This window comes from Paracoccus subflavus (assembly GCF_004310345.1).
GTDB classification, from domain to species: domain Bacteria; phylum Pseudomonadota; class Alphaproteobacteria; order Rhodobacterales; family Rhodobacteraceae; genus Paracoccus; species Paracoccus subflavus.
In genome coordinates this window covers 101,241-124,153 of record NZ_SISK01000002.1, presented here as the reverse complement: position 1 = coordinate 124,153, position 22,913 = coordinate 101,241, and the positions used below count along the sequence as shown (strand labels likewise).

The window sequence follows — 22,913 nt, the reverse complement described above, 5'->3', positions numbered from 1 at the left end:
GTGTCAGGGCCTGATCGGACCATCGCGCAACACAAAAGCCACCACGCTTTCCGCGGCGATCCCCTCTGTCCGGGCTGCCGGATCGTCCGGCATGGAATCGCAAGCGGTGTCGAACTGGCGCCGCCAGTGGCCATTACGGGTCGATTCGGGCAGGCGGACAACGGTGGCCGGCCCGTTGTTGAACACCAGAAAGATCGCCCCCGGCAGCGCCGCATGGGCGGGTGTGCCCGAGGCCATGCGCAGTTCCACCGCCAGCAGCCGCCCGGCCGGGTCGGCCCAGTCCTGATAGGTCATCGGCTGACCATCGGCACGGCGCCAGAACAGGTCGGGCAGTCCGTCCTGTTCGCGCGGCTGGCTGTGCAGGAACCGCCGCTGGCGCAGGATCGGATGGGCCTTTCGAAACGCGATTGCCGCCCGGCAGAAGTCGAAAAAACCCTGATCGGCCCCCGCCCATGTCACCCAGCCCGTCGGGTTGTCCTGACAATAGGCATTGTTGTTCCCCCCCTGCGACTTGCCCAGCTCGTCCCCGGCCAGCATCATGGGCGTGCCCTGGCTCAGCATCAGGGTGGCAAACAGGTTGCGGCGGCGGCGGATGCGTCGCGCAAGGATGGTCGGATCGTCGGTGGGGCCTTCGACGCCCATATTGTCGGACAGGTTGTGATTGTGGCCGTCGCGGTTGTCCTCGCCGTTGGCCTGGTTGTGCTTGTGGTCGTAACTGACCGTATCCATCAGCGTGAATCCGTCATGTGCCGACACGAAATTGATGGACGAGGTTGCGGCCCGTCCGCCATGGTCAAAGCGCGCCGCCGATCCGGCAATCCGCTTGGCCAGTTGGCCCACATGGTCCGGATCGCCCCTCCAGAAGGCCCGCACGCCGTCGCGGAACCGGTCGTTCCATTCCGCAAAGGGCGCCGGATAGCCCCCCAGCCGATAGCCGTCCGGTCCCAGATCCCAGGGTTCTGCGATCAGCTTGACGCGGTTCAGGACCGGATCCTGCAGGATGGTGCGAAAGAATGGCCCGTCGGGATCGAAGCTGCCCCGCGACCGGCCCAGGACCGTGCACAGGTCAAAGCGAAAGCCGTCCACGCCCATTGTCTCGACCCAGTAGCGCAGGCTGTCCATCACCAGCCGCAGCACGAAGGGATTGTCCAGATCCAGCACGTTCCCCGTGCCGGCATCGTTGACATAGAAACGCCGGTCGTCGGCCAGACGGTAATAGGACGCGTTGTCGATGCCCCGGAAATTCAGCGTCGGGCCAAGCTCGTTTCCTTCGGCGGTGTGGTTATAGACCACGTCCAGGATCACCTCGATCCCGGCCTGGTGGAACCGGGCGACCATCTGCCTGAATTCGGCGATGTCGCCCCCCTCCATGTAGCGCGGATCGGGTGCGAAGAACCCATAGGACATGTAGCCCCAGTAGTTCGTCCTGCCCCGGTCGGTCAGGAAGCGTTCGTCGTGAAAGGCATGAACCGGCAGCAACTCGATGGCGGTGACGCCAAGCCTGGTCAGATGGTCGAGGATCGGGTCCGAGGCCATGGCCAGAAAGGTGCCGGGTCGCGGCACACCGGGATGCAGCATGGTCAGGCCCCTGACATGCGCCTCGTAGATCACCGTTTCCGACAGGGGGCGCCGCAGAGGGTCGTCGTCCCCGCCGGGACCAAGATCGGTCACGACAGACCGCGGCATATGGGCGGCGCTGTCACGACGGTCAAAGGACAGGTCGGCATCGGGATGGCCCGCGCGGTATCCTAGCAACGCGTCATCGGCGCGGGGCCGCCCGCTGAGACGCCGGGCATAAGGGTCCATCAGCAGTTTGTTGGGATTGAAGCGGTGCCCGTCCTGGGGGCGATAGGGTCCATAGACGCGGAACCCGTACCGCTGTCCGGGGGTCAGGCCGGCGACATGGCCGTACCAGATATCGCCCTCGCGTTCGGGCAGGGGTATGCGGGTTTCGCGGTCCTGGTCGTCGAACAGGCACAGAACCACCCGGTCGGCATGGCGCGAGAACAGGGCAAAGTTCACCCCGTCCCCGTCACAGGACGCGCCAAGGGGAAAGGGGCGGCCCCCGGTGATCGCGCCCAGGGCGGCGGCGGGTCGGGTCATCGGGCGGCTGCAAGCCTGTCGTAAAGCGCGGCATAGGCGCGGGCCGACTGGTCCCAGCCGACCGGCTGGGCCATGGCATTGGCCACCAGGCGCGGCCAGATGTCACGGTCGGCATAAAGCTGGCACAGTCGGACCAAGGCGTTGCGCAGGGCGTCGGCCGTAACGGGCGAGAACTGCACCCCCGTCGCCACGCCCTGCGCCAGCGCCGCGGGCGAGGCGTTGATGACCGTATCCGCCAGCCCGCCCGTCAGGCCCACCACGGGGATCGTGCCATAGCGCAGCCCGTACATCTGGGTCAGGCCGCAGGGCTCGAACCGCGATGGCACAAGGATCGCGTCGCCGCCCGCGATCAGGCGATGGGACAGGCTCTCGTCATAGCCGATGCGCACGGCGACATCGGGATGCTGTTCGCCCGCCATCCGGAACCCGTGTTCAAGCGCCGGATCGCCCGATCCCAGCAGGACAAGCTGACCGCCATGGTCCAGCAGCGCGGGCAGCGCCGCCAGCACCAGATCCAGCCCCTTCTGGTGGGTCATGCGCGACACGATCACGCATAACGGGCCGTCGGCATCGGGCAGGCCCATCTCGGCCCGCAGGGCGGACTTGTTCGCGGCCTTGCCGTCAAGGTCACCATAGGGATGGATCGCCGGGTCTGTCGCGGGGTTCCAGGCGTCCGTGTCGATGCCGTTCAGGATGCCGGTCAGGGATTCGCGCCGATACCGCATCACCCCGTCCAGGCCCATGCCGTAGTCGGGGGTCATCAGTTCCTCGGCATAGGTGGGCGACACGGTGGTCAGTGCATCGGCCCCCATCAGCCCGGCCTTGAGCGCCGAGATGCCGCCCCAGAATTCATAGCCATCGACCGTGTAGCGGTTCGGGTCCAGTCGCAGCGAATGCATCCGGCCGACATCGGTCGTGCCGGTAAAGGCGATGTTGTGAATGGTCAGGACGGTGGCCGGACCCCCGCCCATCTGGCGCAGGTATTCGGTCATCAACCCCGCCTGCCAGTCGTGCCCGTGCAGGATCTGCGGATGCCAGCGCTGTGCGCCATGCACGCCCAGATGCGCGCCGATCCAGGACAGGGCGGCAAAGCGTTCGGGATTGTCGGGCCAGTCGCGCCCGTCGGGGCCAAGATACGGGTTGCCCGCCCGGGCAAACAGATGGGGCGCGTCGATCACCAGCAGATCCAGCCCCCCTGCCCGGCCCGCCAGCACCCGGCCCTGTCCGCCGAACAGGTCATCGAAGCGGGCCACCTCGGGCGTCTCGCCCAAGGCCGCCATGACCGCCGGATAACCCGGCAGAAGGGTGCGCATGTCCACCCCCTGCCCGGCCAGGGCGGCGGGCAGCGCGCCCGCCACATCGGCCAGCCCCCCGGTCTTGACCAGCGGCGCGCATTCCGAGGCAACCGACAGAACCCGCATCACAGGCTGGCCGCCCGCCGGTCCAGCATGTCCTGCGTGATCAGGGTGATGCCGCCATCGCTGACCCGGAACCACCGGGCGTCCTCTTGGGGGTCTTCGCCCACGACCAGTCCTTCGGGGATCACGACACCCCGGTCGATCACCGCACGGGTCAGACGCGCATGGCGGTTCACGGTGACATAGGGCAGCGCAACGACGTGATCCAGGCAGGCATAGCTGTTGGTATGAACCTGCGTGAACAGCAGCGAGTTGCGGATTTCCGTTCCCGAGATGATGCAGCCGCCCGACACCATCGAGGATACCGCGACCCCCCGGCGATCCTTTTCGTCATGGATGAATTTCGCCGGCGGCACGCTTTCGGAATAGGTCCAGATCGGCCAGTCGCGATCCCACAGGTTCAATTCGGGCGTGAAATTCGTCAGGTCGATATTAGCCTGCCAGAAGGCATCGACGGTGCCCACGTCCTTCCAGTAGGCCGGGGCGCCCGGATCGCGTACGCAGGACACATCGAAGCGATGCGCCATGGCCTTGCCGTTCTTCACAATGGCGGGGATCAGGTCATGGCCGAAATCATGGCTGGAATTCGGATCCTCGGCATCCTGTTCCAGAAGGTCGCGCAGGAACGGCCAGCTAAACACATAGATCCCCATGGACGCCAGGGCGCTGTCGGGATCGTCGGGTATCCCCGGCGGATCGGCGGGCTTTTCCAGAAACGAGGTGATGCGCCCGGTGCCGTCCACCGCCATCACCCCAAAGGCCGTGGCCTCCATGCGCGGCACGGTCAGGCAGCCGATGGTCACATCCGCGCCGCTTTCGACATGCTGGCGCAGCATGACCTCGTAATCCATCTTGTAGATGTGATCGCCCGCCAGGATGATGATGTAATCGACGTCATAGCTGTCAACGATGTCGATGTTCTGCGTCACCGCGTCCGCCGTCCCGCGGTACCAGTGCTCCTCTGACACGCGCTGGCTGGCAGGCAGGATGTCCATGAATTCGTTGCGTTCCGCACGGAAAAAGTTCCAGCCGCGCTGAACATGGCGGATCAGGCTGTGGGCCTTGTACTGCGTGGCGATGGCGATCTTGCGGATGCCCGAGTTCATCGCGTTCGACAGGGCAAAGTCGATGATGCGGGTCTTGCCCCCGAAATGGACGGCCGGCTTTACCCGGCGGTCGGTCAGTTCCCGCAGGCGGCTGCCCCGTCCGCCTGCCAGCACGAAGGCCATGGCCCGGCGGGTCAATCGTTTCTCGGCCATCACAGTTCCTCCCCTTTGCCGCTTTTGTCTGCCACGAAGATCACCACCGACAAGGGCGGCAGCGTGATCTCCATAAAGGCGGGCTGCCCGTCCTGCGGGCCATCCTTGGCGCGCACCCCCCCCAGGTTGCCCATGCCGCTGCCGCCATAAAGTTCGGCATCGGTGTTGATCGCCTCGCGCCAGTAACCCGCGCAAGGCACGCCGATGCGGAACCGGTGGCGCGGCACCGGGGTCATGTTGCAGGCCACGACCACCGGCGCGTCGCCGTCGTCGCCCCGGCGCAGCCACACAAAGGTCGATTGCGCCGCATCTGTGGCGATCCATCCGAACCCGTCCGGCTCGGCGTCCTTGCGATAAAGCGCAGGCGTCCCGCGATACAGACGGTTCAGGTCGCGCACCAGCGCCTGCACCCCCTGATGTCGCGGCTGTGCCGCAGCCGGCCAGTTCAGCTCGCCATTGTGGTTCCATTCCTCGGGCTGGCCCCATTCGCAGCCCATGAACAGCAGCTTCTTGCCCGGATGGCCCCACATGAAGCCGTAATAGGCCCGCAGGTTGGCAAATTGCTGCCAGTCGTCGCCCGGCATCTTGCGCAGCATCGACCCCTTGCCGTGCACCACCTCGTCATGGCTGATCGGCAGGATGAAGTTTTCCGAAAAGGCATACATCAGCCCGAAGGTCATCAGGTCGTGGTGATATTGCCGATGCACCGGATCGCGGCTCATGTAGCGCAGCGTGTCGTTCATCCAGCCCATGTTCCACTTGAACCCGAAGCCCAGCCCCCCGGCATCGACCGGGGCCGACACTTTCGGAAAGGACGTGCTTTCCTCGGCCACGGTCATGATGCCCGGGCTTTCCGCATAAGCTGCGACATTTGTGTTCTTCAGGAACTCGATGGCCTCCAGATTCTCGCGCCCCCCGTGGCGGTTCGGGATCCACTGGCCTTCGCGCCGGGAATAGTCGCGATACAGCATGGACGCCACCGCATCCACACGCAAACCGTCGATGTGGTATTCCTCCAGCCAGTACAGGGCGTTGGCGATCAGGTAATTCTGAACCTCGATCCGGCCATAGTTATAGATCAACGTGTTCCAGTCCTGGTGGAAGCCTTCGCGGGGGTCGGCATGTTCGTAAAGCGCCGTCCCGTCGAACCGGGCCAGCCCATGCGCATCGGTCGGGAAATGGCCCGGCACCCAATCCAGCAACACGCCCAAGCCCGCCTCGTGCGCGGCCTCGACCAGATCGCGGAATTCGTGCGGCGGGCCAAAGCGGATGGTGGGTGCATACATGCCCACCGGCTGATAGCCCCAAGAGCCGTCGAACGGAAATTCGCTGACCGGCAGAAGCTCCAGATGCGTGAACCCCATGTCCACCGCATAGGCCACCAGATCGCGGGCCAGTTCCTTGTAGGACAGCGGCCGGCCGCCCTGATCAATTTTGCGGCGCCACGATCCCAGATGAACCTCATAGATGCTGATCGGCGCACGGCGATCCTGGATGACGGCGCGGCCGGCCATCCAGTCGGAATCCTTCCAGCCATAGCCCGAAATGTCCCGCACCACGCTGGCCTTTTCAGGGGGATGCTGGCTGCCAAAGCCCACCGGGTCGGCCTTCATCAGAAGGCCGCCTTGGGCATCAAGGATTTCATATTTGTAAAGCGTCCCCTCGCCCAGGCCCGGCAAAAAGATTTCCCACACGCCCGTACCGCCGATCCGCCGCATCGGATGGCGCCGCCCGTCCCAGCCATTGAACGGCCCGACCACCGACACCCGGCGCGCATTGGGGGCCCAGACCGCGAAATGCGTGCCCGCCGTATCCTCATGCGTCATCACATGCGCGCCCAGCGCCTGCCACAGCCGCCGATGCGTGCCCTCGCCCAGCAGATGCAGGTCCATCTCGCCCAGCACTTGCCCGAAACGATAGGGATCGTCAAAAAGCCACTCTATCCCGCCACCTGACCGCGCCTTCAGCCGATAGGGGCCGTCCACCCGTCCCCGGAACAGATCGCCCGCAACCCGGTCCAGCGAAACCTCGCCGCCGGGGGTCACGGCGCTCAGCGCGGCAAGATCGGGGTGATAGACCGTCAGCCAGCCGCCATGGGGTCCAAGGATGTCGAAAGGCCGGTCGCATCGCCCGCCGGACAGAGCCGCGATGTCGTCGTTCGTCAGGCCGGATGCTTGCTTCGACTGTTCCATGAACCTCACTCTAGCCGGCCCGCGCAACAGGGCAATCGATCCCTAACGCCGAAAGCCCCTTTCTGTTGCCACCCCGGTCGTGTTCAATCGACCCGGCACGGACCAGACAGGAGATCCGGATGACGGAATGGTGGCGCGACGCGGTGATCTATCAGATCTATCCCCGCAGCTTTCAGGACAGCAACGGCGACGGCGTGGGCGATCTGCCGGGAATCACTCGCCGGCTGGATCATGTCGCCTCCCTGGGGGTGGATGCGATCTGGCTGTCGCCGATCTTCACCTCTCCCATGAAGGACATGGGCTATGATGTCAGCAATTACTGCGACATCGACCCGCTGTTCGGCACGCTGGCCGATTTCGATACGCTGGTGGCACGCGCCCACGATCTGGGGCTGAAGGTCATCATCGACCAGGTGATCAGCCATTCCAGCGACCTGCACCCCTGGTTCGCCGAAAGCCGCAGGAACCGCGACAACGACCGCGCCGACTGGTATGTCTGGGCTGATCCCAATCCCGACGGCACGCCGCCCAACAACTGGCCCTCGGTCTTTGGCGGCCCCGCGTGGGAATGGGAGCCGCAGCGGCGCCAGTATTACCTGCACAACTTCCTGATCGAACAGCCCGACCTGAACCTGTGGAACCGCGACGTGCAGGACGCGCTGCTCGAATCGATGCGGTTCTGGCTGGAACGCGGCGTGGACGGGTTCCGGCTGGACACCGTGAACTATTACTTCCACGACACCCGGCTACGCAGCAACCCGCCCAATCCCGATCACACCGGGCCGGACACCTATGGCTTCCAGCGCCATGTCTATTCCAAGAACCGGCCGGAAAACATCGGCTTCCTGAAACGGATGCGTCGGCTGACCGACGAATACGACGCCCGCATGATGGTGGGTGAGGTCGGCGACGGCGGCGACACCTCGATCCGCATCATGGCGGAATACACGGCAGGCAGCGACCGGCTGCACATGTGCTATAGCTTCGAGATGCTGAGCGCCGAGTTCACCGCCCGGCATTTCCGCCACACGATACAGGGGGTCCATGACGGTGCGCCCGACGGCCATGCCTGCTGGTCGTTCTCCAACCACGACGTGTTCCGCCATGTCACCCGCTGGCTGCCCCATGCGGAAAGCCCCGAGGCCATCGCCCGGCAGGCGGCGGCGATGCTTTTGTCCTTTCCCGGCACCATCTGCCTGTACCAGGGCGAGGAACTGGGCCAGCTTGAAACCGAACTGGAATACGTCGAACTGACCGACCCCCCGGCCCTGCGCTTCTGGCCCGAGGTCAGGGGCCGCGACGGCTGCCGCACGCCGATGGTCTGGGACGACAGCCCCCATGCCGGGTTTTCCGACGCAAGGCCCTGGCTGCCGGTCAAGGAACCGCAGGCCGCGCGCGCCGTGGCGGGCCAGCAAGGGCGTAACGACAGCGTTCTGGCGGCCTATCGCGCGACCATCGCATTCCGCAAGGCGCAGCCCCCCCTGCGGTGGGGCGAGACATCGTTTCTGGATCTGCCCGAACCGATCCTGGCCTTTCATCGCTGCTTCGAGGACCGGTCGCTGACCTGCGTATTCAACCTGTCCAGGACGGCAGCAAGCCTCAACCTGTCCGGCAATGCGGCCCTGGTCGGGCCATCGCGGGCCACGCTGTCGGGAAAGGTGCTGGACCTGCCGGCCAACGGCTTTGCGTGGCTGGACGGAACGGTCGGCCTGTCGGCCTGAGGTCAATCCGGCCTGCGGCGCACGAACAGCTCGAACGCCAGATACATCCCGGCAGCCCCCGACAAAAGCGCCCAGAAGGGGTTGCCGGTATAAAGCTCGACCCCCGCCCAGGCCAGCGGCACGACCACGCAGAGGATGCGCACCCACAGGCTCCGGAAAAACGGGGCATTCGGATCAACCAGCATCTTTAAACTCCCGCTTTTGCCTTGGTTCAAATTTCACACAGGGTGAAGCGTGCCCGGAAAAAGGTCCACTGGACGTTTTCCCGCGATGAACGCCATGCGGCAGGCCGGGGGTGACGTGAAGTCCTCCGGCCTTGCCCCCTCACAACCCCGCCTGCCAGGGCGGCGCTCCTGCAAATGCCGCCGCCACATGATCGACAAAGGCGCGGGTCTTGCGCGGCATCGGCCGGACCGGCGGCCAGATCACGCTGACGGGCAGCGGGCGCTGCGGCAGGCCGGGCAGCAGGCGCACCAGCCGCCCGTCGCGCAGCGCATCATGGACAATGAACAGCGGCAGCAGCGCCAGACCCAGCCCGCCAATCGCCAGATCGCGGATCGCATCGCCGTTGTTGGCGGTGATCCGTCCCACGGGCGGGGGCAAAATCTCGGCAAAGGGCCACAGATCGCCCATCCGCGCATTCAGATAGCCGATGGCGGGATGCCGCGCCAGGTCGGAGGGCCTGTCGATGGGACCATGCAGCGCCAGGTAGTCCGGGCTTGCCACCAACACGCGCGGATCCTCGCAAACGCGTCGGGCCATCAGGCTGCTGTCCTTCAGATCGCCGATGCGCAGCCCCGCATCGAACCCTGCCCGGCCCAGGTCGGCCAACTGGTCGTCATAATCCAGCACCATCTCCAGCCCCGGATGGGCGCGGGCGAAACCGGCGATCACCGGGCCAAGATGGCGGATGCCGAAACTCATCGGCGCGGCGATGGCCAGCCGTCCGCGCAACTCGACCTCAGCGCCCACGCTTTCGGTGGCGGCGACCAGTTCGGCAAGGGCTGGGCGCAGCCGATCGGCCAGCGCCAGCGCGGCGTCCGTGGGCGTGATCCGCCCCGCATGACGCACGAACAGCGCCACGCCCAGGGCGGATTCGAAATCGCTGATCCGCTTGCTGACCACGGATTTCGACAGGTCGGCCCGCGCCGCGGCGCCCGATATGCTGCCCGCGTCCAGCACTGCCAGGAATGTGCGTATGTCGCTGATCGTCCAGTCCATCGGGGACAGCATAGCGGCCGGACCCCCGTTCGCAAGAATCGAACGCCGCTTTGCCTGCATGGCGGGTGCAACGAACGCCCGCCATGCGCCATATTGGGGCCAACACAGGAGGCGCTTCATGCAACTGACCGGAATCCATCACCTGACCGCGATCACCGCCGACGCGGCCGGCAACAACCGCTTCTACACGGAATCCCTGGGCCTTCGCCGGGTCAAGAAGACGGTGAACCAGGACGATACCTCGGCCTATCACCTGTTCTTCGCCGACGGCGCGGGCACGCCGGGCACCGACATCACCTTTTTCGACTGGCCCACGGCCCGCGAACGGCGCGGCACCCATACCATCACCCGTACCGGGCTGCGCGTGGCGGAAGACAGCCTTGACTGGTGGGCCGCGCGCCTGACCGACCTTGGCGTCTCCACCGGCGCGGTGACGATCCTGGACGGCCGCGCCAGCCTGGACGTGGAGGACCCGGAAGGCCAGCGCCTGCGCCTGATCGCCGCGTCCGACCCCGCGGGCCAGCCCTGGGACCAAAGCCCGGTGCCTGCCGAACACCAGATCCGCGGCCTTGGCCCGATCACCATTTCCGTTCCCGACCTGGCCCCGACCGAAACCGTGCTGACCCGCGTCATGAACATGACCCGCGTCCGCGACTATGCCAGCCCGGACGGGCAAGGCCAGGTCCATGTCTTTCAGATGGGCGACGGGGGCGCGGCGGCCGAACTGCATGTCGCGGTCCAGCCCGGCCTGCCGACGGCCCGCCAGGGCGCGGGCGGGGTCCATCATGTCGCCTTCCGCGTGCCCGATACCGCCGCGCTGACCGATTGGACGAACCATGTGCGGGGCTTCCGCGTCCCCAACTCGGGCGAGGTGGAACGCTATTACTTCCGCTCGCTCTATTTCCGCGAACCGGGCGGCAACCTGTTCGAACTGGCGACCGACGGCCCCGGCTTCGACGTGGACGAGCCGCGCGACACGATGGGCCAGGGCCTGTCCCTGCCGCCCTTTCTGGAAAGCCGGCGCGCCGCCATCGAGGCGGGGCTGAAACCGCTGGACTGAACCCCGCGCCGGGGGCACCCTGTCCCCGTCCCGTCAGGAGTTTCCGCATGACCATCATCCTCGGCCTGTCGGGCAGCCTGCGCCGCGCCTCGATCAACACGGGCCTGCTGCGGGCCGCGCGCGACGCGGCGCCGGATGGCGTGGACGTCGTCATCGGCGACATATCCGGGGTGCCGCTTTACAATGGCGACCTGGAAACCGCCCATGGCACGCCCCCGGCGGTCGCGCGGCTGGTCGAACAGCTTGCGCAGGCCGACGGGCTGCTGCTGGCGACGCCCGAATACAACAACGGCATTCCGGGCGTCTTCAAGAACGCCATCGACTGGATGTCGCGTGGCGACGGGCTGGCGCTGTTCGTGGGCAAGCCGGTGGCCGTTATCGGCGCCTCGCCCGGCGGGTTCGGGACCACGCAGGCGCAATCGCACTGGTGGCCGGTGCTGCGCACCCTGCGGACCCGGCCCTGGTGGGACGGGCGGCTGATGGTGTCGCGCGCAGGTGGACTGTTCGATGCGGACGGCAGCCTGACCGACGACAAGACCCGCCAGATGGTGGCCGATTTCATCGTGGGCTTCTCAGCCAGCGTGGCAGGAAAGGACCGGGCATGACCCCCTCTATTGACCATGTGGCCCTGACGGTGCGCGACCTGCCCGGCATGGCGGCCTTTTATCGCAATGTGCTGGGTCTGACGCCCCTGGGCGGCGACGGCGAAACCGCGCATCTGGGCGCGGGCGACCGGATTCTGCTGGAACTGCGCCGCGATTCCGCCGCCAAACCTCGCGATCCGCGTCAGGCGGGGCTGTTTCACACCGCCTTTCTGCTGCCCGACCGCGCGGCCCTGGCCCGCTGGCTGCGCCATGCCGCAGACAGCGGCACCCGGCTGTCCGGCGCCAGCGATCATGGCGTCAGCGAGGCCCTGTATCTGGACGATCCCGAGGGCAACGGGATCGAGATTTACTGCGATCGTTCGCCCGAACAGTGGAGCCGCCATGGCGACCGCATCCAGATGTTCACCCACCGTCTGGACCTGAACAATCTGCTGGCGGAGGCTGACGCGCCCTGGTCCGCGATGCCCCAGGGCAGCACCGTTGGACATGTCCACATGCAAGTCGGCGACCTGGACCGGGCGGACGGGTTTTTCGCAGGCAATCTGGGCCTGACGCGGACTTTCGACGGCCCTGGCGGGGCCTGGTACGGCTGGAACGGCTATCACCACCATCTTGCGGGAAACATCTGGAACAGCCGCGGCGCAGGGACGCGCGATCCGCAGATGACCGGCCTGGCCGAGATCGTCATCGCCGACCCCGATCACGCGGGCAAAACCATCGCCGATCCCTGGGGCACGCGGTTCCGGTTCGTCTGATCGGGGTGGCGCCCCCCTTCGGACAGGCGCCTATCCGGTAACGCCCATCCAGCCGGTGGCTGCCGTCAGATCATCCGCCGTCAGGTCGTGCCCGGCCTGAACGACCCGCGCGTCCAGATCGGCGCCCGCTGCTGCCAGCCAGTCGTTCAGCCGCGGCGCATGGGGACCATAGGGATCGCGGGCGCCCCTCAGGGTCAGCACCGACACGCCCCCCAGATCGACCTGCGGCAGGTCGTCCAGCACCGCCATCGGCCGCATCAGGATGGCCCGCCGGATCAGTCCGGGATGCAACCCCATCACCGCGCCCGCGAAGTTGGCGCCGTTGCTGTATCCCATCACCGTGATCCGCGCCGGATCCAGATCATAAGCGGCCAGGGCGCCCCGCCAGAAGGCGACAAAGGCGGCAGCCTCGGCCCGGATGTCGTCCTGATCGAAGGTGGTCATCGTCAGGCGGCGAAAGAACCGCGCCACGCCTTCCTCGGCCGAACGGCCGCGCAGGCCCAGCAGCAGGGCGTCGGGCGCGATCCGATGGGCAAGGGGCATCAGGTCCGTCTCGGATCCACCGGTGCCGTGCAGCAGCACCATCGCAGATCCGTCCGGCCTGTCGGGCCGGTGCAACCGATGAACAAAGGGCAGATCTCTCATCGCTATCCTTTCCTCGCCCGGACGGGCGAATTGTGGCAGCCGCAGGCGCAGCTCGTCACTGTCTGCGACATGCGGGGGAAACACCAGGGTCCGGCCCAGGGCCCGGGCCGGTTCGTCCACCGCCATGCCCGGTCCGTCGGTCGCCAGTTCAATCAGCGCATTTCCCGGCTCTCGGACATAGAGCGAGGTGAAATACCGGCGGTCATGAACCGTCACCGCATTCGCCGCGCCGGCTGACCGCAAGGCATCGTGATGCCCATGCAGGGCTGCCAGATCGGGCACCCGCAGCGCCACATGGTCGATGACGCCCGTTCCCGGAACGCCCGGCAGAAACCCCGCAGCGTTGCGGATGTCGATGGCGTCCCTGTCCGACAGCAGCCGCCTTACCCCACCGCCCTGCGGACCCGGGCGATAGCCATAGCGGCCCAGGAATGCCGCGGTCCCGTCAGGATCCTCGGACCAGATCGTCACCGCGCGGAGCCGGAGGGGGGCGGCAGGCCAGGCGGTATCGGGCGCATCCGTGCCCACCAGCTTGACGATGATGCCATCGGGATCGCGCAGCCGCAGCACGGGTTCGCCCCATTCGCGGCCCGGCCCCTCGACGCGCAGGCCCCGCTGCATGGCACGCGTCAGCCAGTCGCCGATCCGGACCCGGGGAACGGCCAGGGCGATTTCCGCCACCCGGCCATGGCCCACCCGGCCCGGCGCGCCGCCCTGCCAGACCAGGAAACTGACCAGGCTGCCGGGGGAACCATCGGGATCGCCATAGAACAGGTGCAGTTGTTCCGCATCCTCGAACCCCGCCGTCTGCTTGACCAGAGACAGGCCCAGGAAGCCCATCCAGAAATCGACATTGGCCTGAACGTCGCCGGTGATCGCCGTGACGTGGTGGATTCCGCTGCTCATGGCGCGCTCCTTATGCAAAGCTTTCTTGCCAAAGATGCGGTGCCTGCCCCTTCGGCGCCAGCGGCGCGCCGGGCAACGCGGCGTTCGGTTTTTCCAAACCACATTCCGGTTCGCGTTCCGCCCCATCGATCCTATGATACCCATGTCCCGCCCGGAGAAACGCCATGAGCTGGAACCCCGCCCTGACCCCCGGCTGCCCCGACGAGATCGGCCCGGATGCCATCCAAGCCCTGATCATCCCCCGCGCCCGCGACCTGGGCGGTTTCGAGGTGCGCCGCGCCCTGCCCGCGCCCAGGCGCCAGATGGTCGGGCCGTTCATCTTCTTCGATCAGATGGGACCGGCCGAATTCCTGACGGGCCAGGGCATCGACGTGCGCCCGCACCCCCATATCGGACTGGGCACCGTCACCTATCTCTATCGCGGCAGCTTTCAGCATCGCGACAGCACCGGGGCCGATCAGATCATCACGCCCGGCGCGCTGAACTGGATGATCGCCGGGCGCGGGGTGACCCATTCGGAACGCAGCCCCGAGGCGGTGCGCCAGGGCCCCAGCAGCCTGCTGGGCATCCAGACATGGATCGCCCTGCCCGAAAGCCACGAGGACATGGCGCCGGTTTTTGAACACCACGGCCGGGACGCCCTGCCGGTAATCCGCGACAACGGCATTCAGGCGCGGTTGATCCTGGGCCGCGCCTATGGCCAGACTGCGCCGGCCACGCTGTATTCCGACACCTTCTATCTGGACGTGACGCTGGATCCGGGAGCCCGCTTTCCCCTGCCCGACGATCACGAGGATCGGGGACTGTATGTCACCGAGGGCAGCATCCGGATTGCCGGACAGGAATTCACGGCGGGGCAGATGATGGTCTTCCGCCCCGGCGATGCGATCACCGTGCAGGCCGGCGACCGGGGGGCGCGGCTGATGGCCCTGGGGGGCGAGACGCTGAACGGGCCACGCCATATCTGGTGGAACTTCGTCGCCTCCTCGCGCGAGCGGATCGACGAGGCGAAACGCCAGTGGCGGGCCGAGCGTTGGGGACAGGGCCTGTTCGACCTGCCGCCCACCGACCGGGCCGAGCATATCCCCCTGCCGGAAAGGACATGACATGACCATCAGGACCGCCCAGGACGTGCTGGACTTCTGGTTCTCGGACGCCATGCAACCGCACTGGTTCGCCAAGTCGGACATGATCGACGATCGTATCCGCCACCGGTTCGCCGACACTTATCATGCCGGGCATCGGCGCGAGCTGGACAACTGGGCCGCCACCCCCGACGGCGCGCTGGCGCTGATCATCGTGTTGGACCAGTTTCCGCGGAACATCTTTCGCGGCAGCGGGCGGGCCTTCGAATCAGACGACATCGCCTTGGACCATGCCCGCGCCGCCGTGGAGGCGGGCTTCGACCGGCAGATCGACGCGGCGCGGCGGGTCTTTCTGTACCTGCCTTTCGAACACAGCGAGGATCTGCCCGACCAGACCCGCTCGGTCGAACTGTTCGAGGCCCTGGGCATTCCAGACTATCTTGACTATGCAATCCGCCACCGAGAGATCGTCGAGCGTTTCGGCCGCTTTCCTCATCGCAATGCGTTGCTGGATCGGCCGAATACGCCCGATGAGGAGGAATTCCTGAAAACGCACAAGGGCTTCTGACGGCTGGACGACGGACCTTGGCGGGACTATCTGGAATCCATGCCGCCGGAACCCCTTGCCCACCGCATCAGCCGCGAACTGGCCGCCCGCATCGTGTCGGGACGGATCGCCCCGGGTGAACGCCTGCGGCAGGATCACATCGCCGCGGAATTCGGCGCCAGCCATGTCCCCGTGCGCGAGGCGTTCCGGCAACTGGAAAGCCGGGGCCTTGCGGTCAACGAACCCCGGCGGGGATTCCGCGTGGCGGGCTTTTCCGCCGCCGAGGTGCGCGAGGTGGCCGAGATGCGCGCCGCGCTGGAAATGCTGGCCCTGCGCCATGCCGCCCCACATCTGACCCCGGCCGTTCTGGACCAGGCCGAAAACGCGATCCGGGCCGGAGACAATGCGGCGGATGTGGAGACCTGGGATCAGGCCAATCGGCTGTTCCACCGGCTGATCCTGGGCCCGTGCGGAATGCCGCGGCTGTTGCAGTCCATCGACGACCTGCATGTCGCCAGCGCGCGGTTCCTGTTTTCCGGGTGGCGCGCGGAATGGGAGGCACCGACAGACCGCGACCACCGCGCCATTCTTCACGCCCTGCGCGCCAGGGACCCGGACAGGGCGGCAATGGTTCTGGCCCGCCACATCCAGGCCAGCGGGCAGAAGCCAAAGACAACAGGCCTGAAGATCCCTTCTTGATTTGATAGATAATCCTGGCAGGATGTTGCCACCGTGAATCGAAAATTATCTATAATCAAGGAATGAGGTTCGTTCGTGTTCAATTCTACCGCCTTCAGCCCCCTCGACCTTCAAAGTCGCTCCCAGGCCTTCCGTTTGGCGGCCCTTGCCTTCGGCACGGTGCTGCTGGCCATTTCCTCGCGGATCGAGGTACCGATGGTGCCGGTGCCGATCACCATGCAGACCTTTGCCGTGGCCATGATCGGGGCGCTCTATGGCTGGCGGCTGGGCACTGCGACCGTGCTGGCCTGGCTGGGACAGGCGGCCCTGGGCCTGCCGGTGCTGGCGGGGGGCGCGGGGGGACTTGCGCATTTCGCAGGACCGACTGCCGGATACCTGGCGGCCTTTCCGGTCATGGCCGCGCTGATCGGCTGGCTGGCCGAACGCGGCTGGAATGGCGACCGGCCGGGCCTGGCATTCCTGTCGATGCTGGCCGGAAACCTGCTTTGCCTTGCGCTTGGCGCGGCCTGGCTGGCGCAGGGCATCGGCTGGGACGCGGCGATCACCCACGGCGTTCTGCCCTTTGTGCTGGGCGGGGTGCTCAAATCGGCGGTGGGTGCGCTTGCGCTGCGGCAACTGGGCCGTGCGCGCAGGACGTGACGATCCGGCTTCGCGCCCATCACCTGCTCTGCCTGCTGACTTATGCGGGCAAGGGATACAGCCCCGCCTTCACGGCGGGGTTCACGGCGATCGCCCGGCGCATCGCGAACGGCGAGAGCATCACCCTTGAACGCGGCCCCGACGAGGTCTGCGCGCCGATGCTGGGCGACCCCGCCTGCCATTGCCACGATGACAGCGTGGCACGGCGCGACCGGCGGGCAGCCCGGGATATCGCCGCCCTGCTGGGCCGTCCGGTGCGGCCCGGGGATGAACTGGTGCTTGACGCCGCGACCCTTGCGCATATGCGCAAGGCATTTGCCACCGGCGCGCTGCGCGGCGCCTGCGGGGGCTGCGGCTGGTCCGGCCTGTGCCGCGACATTGCCGCCGATGGCTATGGAGCGGCGATCCTCTCGGCCTGCCGGCCGGCCCGCATGGAACCCTGACCGGCGCGGCCTATCCCGTGCGCCCGATATGCTGGATGGCGGTGAACCCCTCGAACCGGGGCGATCCGTCATACAGCTTGCGCGTGCCGCCGGCCCCGGCATGGGCGTCGCGGAACTGCTGGCTGCGGGTCCAGCCGACAAAGTGATCCTCGGATTCCCAGACGGTGTGCGAGGCATAAAGGCGGCGCCCGTTTTCTTCGGGGCCTTTCAGCATATGGAATTCGACAAAGCCCGCCAGTTCGGAAAGCCGGCTGTCGCGGTCCAGCCACATGGCCTCGAACGCCTCGGCATTCTCGACCGGCACGGTAAAGCGGTTCATGGCGATGAACATGGAGAGGTCCTTTCAAGGGTATGGCTGGCGATCTTGCGGGCATCCCTTCCCATTCATAAAGCCCAGGGCGTGCATGTCACGCGGATGTGAGGCCGGCGGTGCAGCCGGGCTTTGGGCGCAGGGGGGATTCGCGCTAGTCTTCGGCACCCAACCGCAGAAGGGAACATCCCATGCGCCTTGCCCTGATCGCCGCTGCCCTGCTGATGACATTCGCCCATGGGGCACAGGCGCAGGACCGACGTCCCAGCCACTGCATCGCCATCGCCGGCGGGCCCGAACGGGTCCAGCAGGCCGCCTGGTCCGACCCGGTGCCCGAACGGTCCGTCAGGCTTTCGTTTCTGGGCCACGCGATGTTCCTGATCCAGACCGAGGGCGGCGTGGACATCGTTACCGACTATAACGGCGCCCTTCCGCAGGGCGCGCCTGCCCCGGATGTGGTGACGATGAATCACGCCCATTCCACCCACTGGACCGACGCGGTCCAGGGCATTCCCCAGGTCCTGCGCGGTTGGTCCAGCCAGTTCGGCATCGGGGCCGACCATTACCTGACGGTGGGCGATGCGCTGATCCGCAATGTGCCGACCGACATCCGGTCCTTTGGCGCCGTCGAGGAAAACGGCAATTCGATCTTCGTCTTCGAAGCGGGGGGCCTGTGCATCGGCCATCTGGGGCATCTGCATCACGAACCCACCGACCAGCAATATGCCATGCTGGGCCGCGTGGATGTGCTGCTGGTGCCGGTGGATGGCAGCTATACCATGGAACAGGCGGCGATGATGCGCGTGGTCAGCCGTCTGAACAGCTCGGTGGTGATTCCGATGCACTGGTTCGGACCGGCCCGGCTGGAAACCTTTGTCACGGGCATGTCGGAACAGTTCGCGGTCGAGCGGCCTGGCAGCAGCGAATACGTGGTATCCCTGCGCAGCCTGCCCGATCGGCCAACGGTGGTGGTGCTGGACCCGGTGTCGTCGGGCCGTGGCTGGCCTTGACGATAACAGCGGGGCCGAACACTGTGGCCGGCGCAACAACCGGACCATGCCCATGCCCGCCGACGACCGTTTCGTGATCCCCCCGCCCGCCATCCCGTCCTTGCCTGTCCATGGCGAGGACAGGCGCTTTCCGGTGCGCCGGATCTATTGCGTGGGGCGCAACTATGCCGACCATGCGCGCGAAATGGGCCACGACCCGGATCGCGAGCCGCCGTTCTTCTTTTCCAAGCCCGCCGACACGCTGCTGACCGGGGATGCGGTCCTGCCCTATCCGCCCCGGACCGACGACCTGCATTTCGAGGCGGAACTGGTCGTGGCGCTTGGCGCGGGCGGATCGGACGTGGCGCCAGACCGCGCCGGGGATCTGATCTGGGGTTACGCTGCGGGAAACGACTGGACCCGGCGCGACTTGCAGGCCGAGGCGAAACGGGCCGGGCGGCCCTGGGATCTGGCCAAGGGGTTCGACCTGTCGGCGGCCTGCGGTCCCCTGCACCCGGTCGCCCGGACGGGGCGGCTGGACCGGGGCCGGATCGCGCTGACGGTCGATGGGGATTTGCGGCAGGAATCGGATCTGTCCCAGATGATCTGGCCGGTGGCCGAGGTGATCGCCCATCTGTCCGGCTTCGTGAAGCTGTCGGCGGGCGACCTGATCTTTACCGGCACCCCGGCGGGCGTTGGCGCGGCGATGCGGGGTCAGACCGTCACGGTCATGATCGAGGGATTGACGCCCCTGGTCACACGGGTCGTCTGAGGCGGATCGCGACGGGGCGTCAGAACGGCGCGGGCTGGCCGAAGGTCGCCTGCACGCCGCTGTCGGGGTGGCGAAATCGCAAACTTTCGGCATGCAGCATCAACCGCGGGTGATCGGCGGTCGGGCCTGTCGCGTACAGCGGATCGCCCAGGATCGGATGGCCGGTCGCGGCCATATGCACCCGCAACTGGTGGCTGCGGCCGGTCAAGGGGAACAGCCGCACACGGGTTTCGTCGTCACCCGCGCGGATCACCCGCCATTCCGTCAGCGCCGGCCGTCCCGCGTCGTGATCGACCTTCTGGCGCGGGCGGTTGGGCCAGTCCACGATCAGCGGCAGATCCACCTTGCCGTTTTTCGGCTCCAGCCGCCCGGCCAGGCGGGCGACATAGACCTTTTTGACGCGGCGCTCCTCGAACTGCTTCGACAGGTTGCGCTGCGCATGGGGGGTCAGGCCGAAGACCATCACGCCCGATGTGTCCTGATCCAGCCGATGCACCAGCAGGATCGTCGGAAAGGCACCGCGCAAGCGGTTGATCAGGCAATCCTCCTTGTCCTCGCCTCGGCCCGGCACCGACAACAGGCCCGAGGGCTTGGCGACCACCAGAACCTCGTGGTCGGCATGGAGAACCTGCGGCTGTCCATCGGGGGGCCTATAGGCGACGGCGGTCATCGGGCGATCAGCCGGACCGCAAGCCCGGCAAACATGACGGCGGCGATCTTGTTCAACAGGCCCATTCGCCGCCCCATCACCTGTCCGACAAGACCCCCGACGATCCCATAGCCCATCGTCACCAGCGTGCCGGTCACGGCAAAGATCAGCCCCAGGCCCAGGATCTGCTGCCAGACCGGCCCCCAGGCGGGGTGGGTGAACTGCGGCAGGAAGGCCAGCAGAAACAGCACCGGCTTGGGGTTCAGGGCGTTGGACAGGAAACCGCGCCGGACAATGGTCCATGACCGGACGCTGCCGCGCGCCGAGGGATCGACCGGCCCCGCCCGCCAGCTTTTCCAAGCCAGCCACAGCAGATAGGCGGCACCCGCATACTTGATGGCGCGCAGCGCCTCGGGATGGGCGGCAACAAGGGCACCCAGCCCCACCGTCGCCAGCGCCACATGCATCACCACGCCCAGGCCCACGCCGATCCCCGCCAGCGCGCCCGCGCGCGGCCCCCCCTGGATGCCGCAGGCGCTGGCAAAGAACACGTCCTGGCCGGGCGCAAAGTTCAGCACCAGCCCGCCCGCGACAAAGGCGGTCAGTTGCGCGGCGGGGATGTTGGCAAGGCTATCCCAGATCATCCGCCCTGCTCCTCGCACGGCAGCCCGTCGGCGATGTCATAGTAATCGCCCTTGTCCGCCACATGGATATGGCCCGCCAGACGCAGGCCGGTGGGATTATCGACGGTGCCCGCCGCCACCTCGATCCGGTCGCGGCCCTGCCTGCGCCAGAACAGGCTGCTGCCGCAATCGGGGCAGAACCCGCGCTCGGCGATGTCCGAGGACCGGAACCACCTGACCGGCCCCGCGATCGCCAGATCCACAGTCCCTGCGGCGGCCCAGACATGCCCCGACCAGCGACGGCACTGGCCGCAGTGACAGGCGCGCAGGTCATCGCCGCCCCAGCGGCCCGAAAAGGTGACCGCCCCGCACAGGCAGCGTCCGGTGAAATCAGACATCACGGAAAACCTCCTTCAGAATGGCGCCCAGGCGGTCGGCGTCGTCTTGTGTAAAGGCGTCGGGCCGGTCGCTGTCGATGTCCAAAACGCCGATCAGCCGCCCGTCCCGGCCCCGGACCGGCAGGACGATTTCCGACCGGGTGGAACTGGCGCAGGCGATATGGCCGGGAAAGGCGTCCACATCCGGCACGATCTGCACCTGCCCGGTCCGCGCCGCCGCCCCGCAGACCCCGCGCGAAAACGGGATCACCAGACAGCCGTGCCCGCCCTGATAGGGGCCGATCTTCAGCAATTCGGGCGCCGCCACGCGGTAGAAGCCGGTCCAGTCAAAGCGGTCGTCCGAATGGTGGATCTCGCAGGCAAGGGTCGCCATCAGCGCAACCTCGTCGGTTTCGCCATCGGTCAGGGCGCGGATGCGGGCATGAAGGGCGTCGTAATCGGTCATGCGCCTCTTCTATGCCGCCGGAACGGGCGCGAAAAGCCGTCAAGCGCGCCATTTGACGCGCGCCGCAGGCTCGGTCACTCTGCCCGCCATGAACCGCCTCAGCCTGACGCAGCGCATTCTTCTGGTGATCCTAGCGGTCCAGGCGGCCCTGTTTGTGACCCTGGCGGCCGCGAGCCTGAACAGCGCGCGCCGCGACATCGCAGCCGAAACGCGTCTGGCGGCGGAAACGGCCCGCGCCCTGGTGCTTGCAACGATCGGCACCATGCAGGGATCGGTGCCGCCCGACCGGATCATGCAGTTGCTGCCCGAACGGCTGGTGGTGCCGCGCCACGTGGCGGTGGGCACGGTGGACATCCTGGACGGCGTGGTGCGCCGCCCGCCCGCCCCCCCGACGCCCCCTGCCCGCGCGCCCGGCTGGTTCGCCGCGATGGTGGCCCCCGATCCCTCCGAAACCCGCCTGCCCGTCATGATCGACGGACGCCCGCGCGGCTATGTCTTCATCGCCACCGATCCGGACGCCGAGATCGCGCGGGCCTGGCGCGACCTGTCGGCCTTTCTGGGTCTGGCCGCGCTGGCATCCCTGGTGCAGGCCGTCCTGATCCTGCTGGCCACGCGGCAGGCGCTGCACCCTGTGGCCGTCATCGCCAGCCGTCTGGCCGCCCTGCGCCGGGGCGACCTGAAGGCCCGGGTCGGGCCGGTGGCGGGGCGCGACCTGGCGGGCGTCGCCGCCGGGATGGACGAACTGGCCCGGGCCCTGCAACAGGCGCAGGCCGATCGCGCCCGGCTGCAACGCCGCGTCGTCACCCGCGGGGACGAGGAACGCAAGGCCATCGCCCGCGACCTGCATGACGAGATGGGCCCCTGCCTGTTCGGCCTGCGGGTCGAGGCCGACGCCCTGCACAAGGCCGCGCCCACCCCCGCCATCGCCGCCCAGGCCCAGGCCATCGCCGCCATCGCCGACGAGATCGCGCGCGTGAACCGCGCGCTGTTGGGCGACCTGCGCCCGGTGGCCATCGGTCAGTTGCCGCTGGCAACGGTGCTGTCGGATTATGTGATCGACCTGCGGCGGCGCTTTGCCGTCCCCCATATCGACCTGGACGTGATGCCCGGCCTGCCCGAACCCGACGAGGCCACCGCCCTGACCCTGTTCCGAATCCTTCAGGAAGGCACTACCAACGCCCTGCGCCATGCGGGGGCCAGCCGCATCGCGGTTCGATTGTGGACCGACCCGGCGCACTGGCGGATGACGGTATCGGACAACGGCCGCGGCATGGCGGCGGACAGCCGCGAAGGCACCGGCTTGACCGGGATGCGCGAACGCATCACCCTGCTGGACGGCGATTTGGCCTTGTCCACGGGCGCGCAGGGGACCACCATCGCGGCCAGCCTGCCCCGGCATCAGATCGACTGAAGGCCCGTCAAAGAGGAT

At 67.2% G+C, this 22,913-nt stretch carries 24 protein-coding genes; 12 read left to right on the top strand and 12 right to left on the bottom strand.

Going from position 1 to position 22,913, the window contains the following annotated elements; translation table 11 throughout:
- Window positions 1-3 precede the first annotated feature (3 nt).
- The 4 genes from glgX to glgB are packed head-to-tail and all read right to left on the bottom strand — an operon-like array spanning window position 4 to window position 6,972.
- Window positions 4-2,103 (bottom strand): glycogen debranching protein GlgX, encoded by a 2,100-nt coding sequence (gene glgX, locus EYE42_RS03695; protein ID WP_130989970.1) that lies wholly within the window; start codon window positions 2,101-2,103, stop codon window positions 4-6.
- Entirely contained in the window at window positions 2,100-3,524 is a 1,425-nt protein-coding gene (gene glgA / locus EYE42_RS03690; protein WP_130989969.1) for a glycogen synthase GlgA, read from the bottom strand. Before glgA ends, glgX begins: the two co-directional genes overlap by 4 nt.
- Entirely contained in the window at window positions 3,524-4,780 is a 1,257-nt protein-coding gene (gene glgC, locus EYE42_RS03685) for a glucose-1-phosphate adenylyltransferase (protein ID WP_130989968.1), read from the bottom strand. The genes glgA and glgC overlap by 1 nt, the downstream gene beginning before the upstream one ends.
- Entirely contained in the window at window positions 4,780-6,972 is a 2,193-nt protein-coding gene (gene glgB, locus EYE42_RS03680) for a 1,4-alpha-glucan branching protein GlgB (protein WP_130989967.1), read from the bottom strand. The genes glgC and glgB overlap by 1 nt, the downstream gene beginning before the upstream one ends.
- Window positions 6,973-7,091: 119 nt before the next feature.
- On the opposite strand from glgB, the gene EYE42_RS03675 reads away from it, so the two are divergent.
- Window positions 7,092-8,693: an alpha-glucosidase gene (locus EYE42_RS03675; protein ID WP_130989966.1), complete on the top strand. Its 1,602-nt coding sequence runs from the start codon at window positions 7,092-7,094 to the stop codon at window positions 8,691-8,693.
- A gap of 2 nt (window positions 8,694-8,695) precedes the next feature.
- Here EYE42_RS03675 and EYE42_RS03670 read toward each other — a convergent pair whose 3' ends face one another.
- Together EYE42_RS03670 and EYE42_RS03665 are read right to left on the bottom strand one after the other, a co-directional pair.
- Window positions 8,696-8,878, bottom strand: a complete 183-nt coding sequence (locus EYE42_RS03670; RefSeq protein WP_130989965.1) for a hypothetical protein — start codon at window positions 8,876-8,878, stop codon at window positions 8,696-8,698.
- Between the two features lie 139 nt (window positions 8,879-9,017).
- Window positions 9,018-9,926: a LysR family transcriptional regulator gene (locus EYE42_RS03665; protein WP_246020570.1), complete on the bottom strand. Its 909-nt coding sequence runs from the start codon at window positions 9,924-9,926 to the stop codon at window positions 9,018-9,020.
- Window positions 9,927-10,032: 106 nt separating this feature from the next.
- Here EYE42_RS03665 and EYE42_RS03660 point away from each other — a divergent pair, with 106 nt between their 5' ends.
- From EYE42_RS03660 to EYE42_RS03650, 3 genes are read left to right on the top strand one after another with little or no spacing between them, the layout of a single operon-like run.
- Window positions 10,033-10,974, top strand: coding sequence for a ring-cleaving dioxygenase (locus EYE42_RS03660; protein WP_130989964.1), 942 nt, complete (start codon window positions 10,033-10,035; stop codon window positions 10,972-10,974).
- A gap of 47 nt (window positions 10,975-11,021) precedes the next feature.
- Entirely contained in the window at window positions 11,022-11,579 is a 558-nt protein-coding gene (locus EYE42_RS03655; RefSeq protein ID WP_130989963.1) for an NADPH-dependent FMN reductase, read from the top strand.
- Window positions 11,576-12,334: a VOC family protein gene (locus EYE42_RS03650; protein WP_130989962.1), complete on the top strand. Its 759-nt coding sequence runs from the start codon at window positions 11,576-11,578 to the stop codon at window positions 12,332-12,334. Before EYE42_RS03655 ends, EYE42_RS03650 begins: the two co-directional genes overlap by 4 nt.
- Window positions 12,335-12,364: 30 nt before the next feature.
- On the opposite strand, the gene EYE42_RS03645 is transcribed toward EYE42_RS03650, so the two are convergent.
- Window positions 12,365-13,885, bottom strand: coding sequence for a VOC family protein (locus EYE42_RS03645; protein ID WP_130989961.1), 1,521 nt, complete (start codon window positions 13,883-13,885; stop codon window positions 12,365-12,367).
- Window positions 13,886-14,049: 164 nt separating this feature from the next.
- Between EYE42_RS03645 and EYE42_RS03640 the strand changes: the two genes are divergently transcribed.
- From EYE42_RS03640 to EYE42_RS03625, 5 genes are all read left to right on the top strand, one after another.
- Complete coding sequence (locus tag EYE42_RS03640; RefSeq protein WP_130989960.1) at window positions 14,050-14,991, top strand: pirin family protein; 942 nt, start codon at window positions 14,050-14,052, stop codon at window positions 14,989-14,991.
- A 1-nt stretch (window position 14,992) separates the two neighbouring features.
- Window positions 14,993-15,538, top strand: coding sequence for a DUF924 family protein (locus EYE42_RS03635; protein WP_130989959.1), 546 nt, complete (start codon window positions 14,993-14,995; stop codon window positions 15,536-15,538).
- Between the two features lie 39 nt (window positions 15,539-15,577).
- Window positions 15,578-16,216: a GntR family transcriptional regulator gene (locus EYE42_RS16140; protein ID WP_211657890.1), complete on the top strand. Its 639-nt coding sequence runs from the start codon at window positions 15,578-15,580 to the stop codon at window positions 16,214-16,216.
- A gap of 135 nt (window positions 16,217-16,351) precedes the next feature.
- Complete coding sequence (locus tag EYE42_RS16135; protein ID WP_246020569.1) at window positions 16,352-16,855, top strand: biotin transporter BioY; 504 nt, start codon at window positions 16,352-16,354, stop codon at window positions 16,853-16,855.
- Window positions 16,852-17,298 (top strand): DUF1284 domain-containing protein, encoded by a 447-nt coding sequence (locus tag EYE42_RS03625; RefSeq protein ID WP_130989958.1) that lies wholly within the window; start codon window positions 16,852-16,854, stop codon window positions 17,296-17,298. Before EYE42_RS16135 ends, EYE42_RS03625 begins: the two co-directional genes overlap by 4 nt.
- Window positions 17,299-17,308: 10 nt before the next feature.
- Here EYE42_RS03625 and hmuQ read toward each other — a convergent pair whose 3' ends face one another.
- Window positions 17,309-17,629: a heme-degrading protein HmuQ gene (gene hmuQ, locus EYE42_RS03620; protein WP_130989957.1), complete on the bottom strand. Its 321-nt coding sequence runs from the start codon at window positions 17,627-17,629 to the stop codon at window positions 17,309-17,311.
- A gap of 170 nt (window positions 17,630-17,799) precedes the next feature.
- Between hmuQ and EYE42_RS03615 the strand changes: the two genes are divergently transcribed.
- Window positions 17,800-18,618 carry an MBL fold metallo-hydrolase gene (locus EYE42_RS03615; RefSeq protein WP_130989956.1) on the top strand — a complete coding sequence of 273 codons (819 nt, stop codon included), beginning with the start codon at window positions 17,800-17,802 and terminating at the stop codon, window positions 18,616-18,618.
- A 52-nt stretch (window positions 18,619-18,670) separates the two neighbouring features.
- Complete coding sequence (locus EYE42_RS03610) at window positions 18,671-19,369, top strand: fumarylacetoacetate hydrolase family protein (protein ID WP_130989955.1); 699 nt, start codon at window positions 18,671-18,673, stop codon at window positions 19,367-19,369.
- Between the two features lie 19 nt (window positions 19,370-19,388).
- Here the strand turns inward: EYE42_RS03610 and EYE42_RS03605 are convergent, their stop codons facing one another.
- Genes EYE42_RS03605 through EYE42_RS03590 form a run of 4 tightly spaced genes read right to left on the bottom strand, consistent with a single transcriptional unit; the run spans window position 19,389 to window position 21,484 of the window.
- Window positions 19,389-20,039, bottom strand: a complete 651-nt coding sequence (locus EYE42_RS03605) for a pseudouridine synthase (RefSeq protein ID WP_130989954.1) — start codon at window positions 20,037-20,039, stop codon at window positions 19,389-19,391.
- Window positions 20,036-20,662, bottom strand: a complete 627-nt coding sequence (locus EYE42_RS03600; protein ID WP_130989953.1) for a LysE family translocator — start codon at window positions 20,660-20,662, stop codon at window positions 20,036-20,038. Before EYE42_RS03600 ends, EYE42_RS03605 begins: the two co-directional genes overlap by 4 nt.
- Window positions 20,659-21,039, bottom strand: coding sequence for a GFA family protein (locus EYE42_RS03595; protein ID WP_130989952.1), 381 nt, complete (start codon window positions 21,037-21,039; stop codon window positions 20,659-20,661). The genes EYE42_RS03600 and EYE42_RS03595 overlap by 4 nt, the downstream gene beginning before the upstream one ends.
- Window positions 21,032-21,484 carry a GAF domain-containing protein gene (locus tag EYE42_RS03590; RefSeq protein WP_130989951.1) on the bottom strand — a complete coding sequence of 151 codons (453 nt, stop codon included), beginning with the start codon at window positions 21,482-21,484 and terminating at the stop codon, window positions 21,032-21,034. Before EYE42_RS03590 ends, EYE42_RS03595 begins: the two co-directional genes overlap by 8 nt.
- Here EYE42_RS03590 and EYE42_RS03585 point away from each other — a divergent pair.
- On the top strand, window positions 21,483-22,895 hold the full coding sequence (locus EYE42_RS03585; protein ID WP_130989950.1) for an ATP-binding protein: 1,413 nt from the start codon (window positions 21,483-21,485) through the stop codon (window positions 22,893-22,895). The two genes, EYE42_RS03590 and EYE42_RS03585, sit on opposite strands and share 2 nt — an antisense overlap.
- Window positions 22,896-22,913: the final 18 nt, after the last annotated feature.

Coding starts and splice junctions, on each gene's coding strand:
- glgX (WP_130989970.1), bottom strand. CDS start 2,103: ATGACCCGACCCGCCGCCGCCCTGGGCGCGATCACCGGGGGCCGCCCC.
- glgA (WP_130989969.1), bottom strand. CDS start 3,524: ATGCGGGTTCTGTCGGTTGCCTCGGAATGCGCGCCGCTGGTCAAGACC.
- glgC (WP_130989968.1), bottom strand. CDS start 4,780: ATGGCCGAGAAACGATTGACCCGCCGGGCCATGGCCTTCGTGCTGGCA.
- glgB (WP_130989967.1), bottom strand. CDS start 6,972: ATGGAACAGTCGAAGCAAGCATCCGGCCTGACGAACGACGACATCGCG.
- EYE42_RS03675 (WP_130989966.1), top strand. CDS start 7,092: ATGACGGAATGGTGGCGCGACGCGGTGATCTATCAGATCTATCCCCGC.
- EYE42_RS03670 (WP_130989965.1), bottom strand. CDS start 8,878: ATGCTGGTTGATCCGAATGCCCCGTTTTTCCGGAGCCTGTGGGTGCGC.
- EYE42_RS03665 (WP_246020570.1), bottom strand. CDS start 9,926: ATGCTGTCCCCGATGGACTGGACGATCAGCGACATACGCACATTCCTG.
- EYE42_RS03660 (WP_130989964.1), top strand. CDS start 10,033: ATGCAACTGACCGGAATCCATCACCTGACCGCGATCACCGCCGACGCG.
- EYE42_RS03655 (WP_130989963.1), top strand. CDS start 11,022: ATGACCATCATCCTCGGCCTGTCGGGCAGCCTGCGCCGCGCCTCGATC.
- EYE42_RS03650 (WP_130989962.1), top strand. CDS start 11,576: ATGACCCCCTCTATTGACCATGTGGCCCTGACGGTGCGCGACCTGCCC.
- EYE42_RS03645 (WP_130989961.1), bottom strand. CDS start 13,885: ATGAGCAGCGGAATCCACCACGTCACGGCGATCACCGGCGACGTTCAG.
- EYE42_RS03640 (WP_130989960.1), top strand. CDS start 14,050: ATGAGCTGGAACCCCGCCCTGACCCCCGGCTGCCCCGACGAGATCGGC.
- EYE42_RS03635 (WP_130989959.1), top strand. CDS start 14,993: ATGACCATCAGGACCGCCCAGGACGTGCTGGACTTCTGGTTCTCGGAC.
- EYE42_RS16140 (WP_211657890.1), top strand. CDS start 15,578: ATGCCGCCGGAACCCCTTGCCCACCGCATCAGCCGCGAACTGGCCGCC.
- hmuQ (WP_130989957.1), bottom strand. CDS start 17,629: ATGTTCATCGCCATGAACCGCTTTACCGTGCCGGTCGAGAATGCCGAG.
- EYE42_RS03615 (WP_130989956.1), top strand. CDS start 17,800: ATGCGCCTTGCCCTGATCGCCGCTGCCCTGCTGATGACATTCGCCCAT.
- EYE42_RS03610 (WP_130989955.1), top strand. CDS start 18,671: ATGCCCGCCGACGACCGTTTCGTGATCCCCCCGCCCGCCATCCCGTCC.
- EYE42_RS03605 (WP_130989954.1), bottom strand. CDS start 20,039: ATGACCGCCGTCGCCTATAGGCCCCCCGATGGACAGCCGCAGGTTCTC.
- EYE42_RS03600 (WP_130989953.1), bottom strand. CDS start 20,662: ATGATCTGGGATAGCCTTGCCAACATCCCCGCCGCGCAACTGACCGCC.
- EYE42_RS03595 (WP_130989952.1), bottom strand. CDS start 21,039: ATGTCTGATTTCACCGGACGCTGCCTGTGCGGGGCGGTCACCTTTTCG.
- EYE42_RS03585 (WP_130989950.1), top strand. CDS start 21,483: ATGCGCCTCTTCTATGCCGCCGGAACGGGCGCGAAAAGCCGTCAAGCG.
- EYE42_RS03590 (WP_130989951.1), bottom strand. CDS start 21,484: ATGACCGATTACGACGCCCTTCATGCCCGCATCCGCGCCCTGACCGAT.